General features: G+C 72.1%; 3 protein-coding genes. 2 read left to right on the top strand and 1 reads right to left on the bottom strand.

Annotated features, from left to right (window positions below; genetic code table 11):
• Positions 1–57: 57 nt before the first annotated feature.
• Positions 58–777 carry an IclR family transcriptional regulator gene (locus ACFUVW_RS20395; protein WP_079574616.1) on the bottom strand — a complete coding sequence of 240 codons (720 nt, stop codon included), beginning with the start codon at positions 775–777 and terminating at the stop codon, positions 58–60.
• Positions 778–943: 166 nt separating this feature from the next.
• Between ACFUVW_RS20395 and leuC the strand changes: the two genes are divergently transcribed.
• Together leuC and leuD are read left to right on the top strand one after the other, a co-directional pair.
• Positions 944–2,419: a 3-isopropylmalate dehydratase large subunit gene (gene leuC / locus ACFUVW_RS20390; protein WP_430573120.1), complete on the top strand. Its 1,476-nt coding sequence runs from the start codon at positions 944–946 to the stop codon at positions 2,417–2,419.
• Between the two features lie 37 nt (positions 2,420–2,456).
• Positions 2,457–3,095 (top strand): 3-isopropylmalate dehydratase small subunit, encoded by a 639-nt coding sequence (gene leuD, locus ACFUVW_RS20385; RefSeq protein ID WP_430573119.1) that lies wholly within the window; start codon positions 2,457–2,459, stop codon positions 3,093–3,095.
• Positions 3,096–3,147 lie beyond the last annotated feature (52 nt).

Below are 3,147 nucleotides of genomic sequence, written 5' to 3'. Positions count from 1 at the left end.
GGGCCCGGTGCTGCTGCGGGTATCGGTGCAGGTGTCGGTGCTGACGGGGGATGCGGGTCACTCGCCGGCGCGGCGCAGCACCTCGGTCAGGCGGTTGGCGGCGGAGACGACGGCGGCGGAGTGCAGGCGACCGGGCTGGCGGGTGAGGCGCTCGACCGGCCCGGAGACGGACACGGACGCCACGACCCGGCCGGACGGCCCGCGGACCGGCGCCGAGACGGACGCGACGCCGAGCTCGCGTTCCGAGACCGACTGCGCCCAGCCGCGGCGTCGGACGCCGGACAGGATCGTCGCGGTGAACACGGCCTCGCGCAGGCCGCGGTGCAGGCGGTCCGGCTCCTCCCAGGCGAGGAGGATCTGCGCCGCGGACCCCGCGTGCATGGTGAGGGTGGCGCCCACGGGGATCGAGTCGCGCAGGCCGACCGGCCGCTCGGCCGCGGCCACGCAGACGCGGTGGTCGCCCTGGCGCCGGTAGAGCTGTGCGCTCTCGCCCGTGTGGTCGCGCAGTGCTGTGAGCACGGGGTTGGCCGCGGCGAGCAGCCGGTCCTCGCCGGCCGCCGTCGCGAGCTCGTTGAGGCGCGGTCCGAGCACGAACCGGCCCTGCATGTCGCGGCCCACGAGACGGTGGTGCTCGAGGGCGACGGCGAGGCGGTGCGCCGTGGGTCGGGCGAGCCCGGTCGAGGAGACCAGCTGCGCCAGAGTGGCGGGACCAGCCTCCAGAGCGCCCAGCACGGACGCGGCCTTGTCGAGTACGCCGACTCCGCTAGTATCGTCCATAGGACGATATTGACGTCTCAGTCACTGAGATTGCAAGTCGGGGACGGCATCTCACGGGACGGGACCGTCTCACGGTACGAGCCCGGTGGGTTCCGACCGACGATATCCACCGAGTTCACAGCACACGCACGACGGCCGCGGCGACGCGGCGGACGAGGAGCACATGATGGCCGGCACGCTGGCGGAGAAGGTCTGGGAGGCGCACCTGGTGCGCCGTGGCAGCGACGGGGCGCCCGACCTCCTCTACATCGACCTGCACCTCGTGCACGAGGTGACGAGCCCGCAGGCGTTCGAGGGGCTGCGCCTCGCCGGGCGTCCCGTCCGTCGTCCCGATCTCACGATCGCGACCGAGGACCACAACACCCCGACGCTCGACATCGACCTGCCGATCGCGGACCTCACGAGCCGCACGCAGATCGACACGCTGCGCAACAACGCGCGCGAGTTCGGCGTCCGCATCCACTCGCTCGGCGACGCCGACCAGGGCATCGTCCACCAGGTGGGCCCGCAGCTCGGCCTGACCATGCCCGGCCTGACCGTCGTGTGCGGCGACTCGCACACCTCGACGCACGGCGCGTTCGGCGCGCTGGCCTTCGGCATCGGCACCTCCGAGGTCGAGCACGTGCTCGCCACGCAGACCCTGCCGCTCGCCCCGTTCAAGACGATGGCGATCACGGTGAACGGCGAGCTGCCCCCGGGCGCCACCAGCAAGGACATCATCCTGGCGATCATCGCCAAGATCGGCACCGGCGGCGGTCAGGGCTACGTGCTCGAGTACCGCGGCGAGGCCATCCGCAAGCTCTCGATGGAGGCGCGGATGACCATCTGCAACATGTCCATCGAGGCCGGCGCCCGCGCGGGCATGATCGCGCCCGACCAGACGACGTTCGACTACCTCCAGGGGCGCCCGCACGCGCCCGAGGGCGAGGACTGGGACGCCGCCGTCGAGTACTGGAAGACGCTGCGCAGCGACGACGACGCCGAGTTCGACGCCGAGGTGGTGCTGGAGGCGGCCGACCTCGAGCCGTTCGTCACGTGGGGCACCAACCCGGGCCAGGGCCTGCCGCTGTCGGCGTCCGTGCCGGTCCCGTCCGAGATCGCGGACGAGAACGAGCGCGTCGCCGCCGAGCGGGCGCTGGAGTACATGGGCCTCGAGGCCGGCACGCCGCTGCGCGACGTCAAGGTCGACACGGTCTTCATCGGCTCCTGCACCAACGGCCGCATCGAGGACCTCCGGTCGGTGGCCAAGGTGCTGCAGGGTCGGCACAAGGCCGACGACGTGCGCGTGCTCGTCGTGCCCGCCTCGGCGCGCGTGCGCCTGCAGGCGGAGGCCGAGGGCCTGGACGTCATCTTCAAGGAGTTCGGCGCGGAGTGGCGCAACGCCGGCTGCTCGATGTGCCTCGGCATGAACCCCGACCAGCTCCAGCCGGGCGAGCGCGCCGCGTCGACGTCGAACCGCAACTTCGAGGGCCGCCAGGGCAAGGGCGGGCGCACGCACCTCGTGTCGCCGCTCGTCGCGGCGGCCACGGCCGTCCGCGGCACGCTCTCGTCGGTCGCCGACCTCGAGTTCGAGGGCGACGTCGACCTCACGACGTTCGACGGCTCCCCGCTGGCGCCGCTGTCCGCCCCGTCCTTCGTCTGACCCCACCCCGTCGCAGAAGACCGTCCAGGAGTTCGTCATGGAGAAGTTCACCACCCACACGGGCGTCGGGGTGCCGCTGCGCCGCAGCAACGTCGACACCGACCAGATCATCCCCGCCGTCTACCTCAAGCGCGTGACCCGCACGGGCTTCGAGGACGCGCTGTTCGCCGCCTGGCGCGGCGACCCGTCGTTCGTGCTCAACCAGGACGCCTACAAGTCCGGCTCCGTGCTCGTCGCGGGGCCCGACTTCGGCACGGGCTCGTCCCGCGAGCACGCCGTCTGGGCGCTCAAGGACTACGGCTTCCGCGTCGTGCTCGCGCCCCGGTTCGCGGACATCTTCCGCGGCAACTCGGGCAAGCAGGGCCTCGTGGCCGGCGTCGTCGCGCAGGAGGACATCGAGATCCTCTGGAAGATCCTCGAGACCAAGCCCGGCACCGAGGTGACCGTGGACCTCGAGGCGCGCACCGCGCACGCCGACGACGTCACCGTGCCGTTCCAGATCGACGACTACACGCGCTGGCGCCTCATGGAGGGCCTCGACGACATCGGCCTCACGCTGCAGCACGAGGACGACATCGTGGCCTTCGAGGCCGAGCGCGCGTCGTGGCGGCCCAAGACGCTGCCGGCCAAGCACCTGCCGAGCGTCCCGATCGAGCCGGCGCGCCCGGTCGGCTGACCCCGCCCCGCAGCATCGAGCGTGCTGACTTGTTCCTCAAACGGCCTGTTTG

It is taken from the genome of Isoptericola sp. NPDC057391 (assembly GCF_042668085.1).
Lineage (GTDB): Bacteria > Actinomycetota > Actinomycetes > Actinomycetales > Cellulomonadaceae > Isoptericola.
Note: the sequence above shows the minus strand (reverse complement) of the source record. Positions and strands in the feature narration are given on the sequence as shown.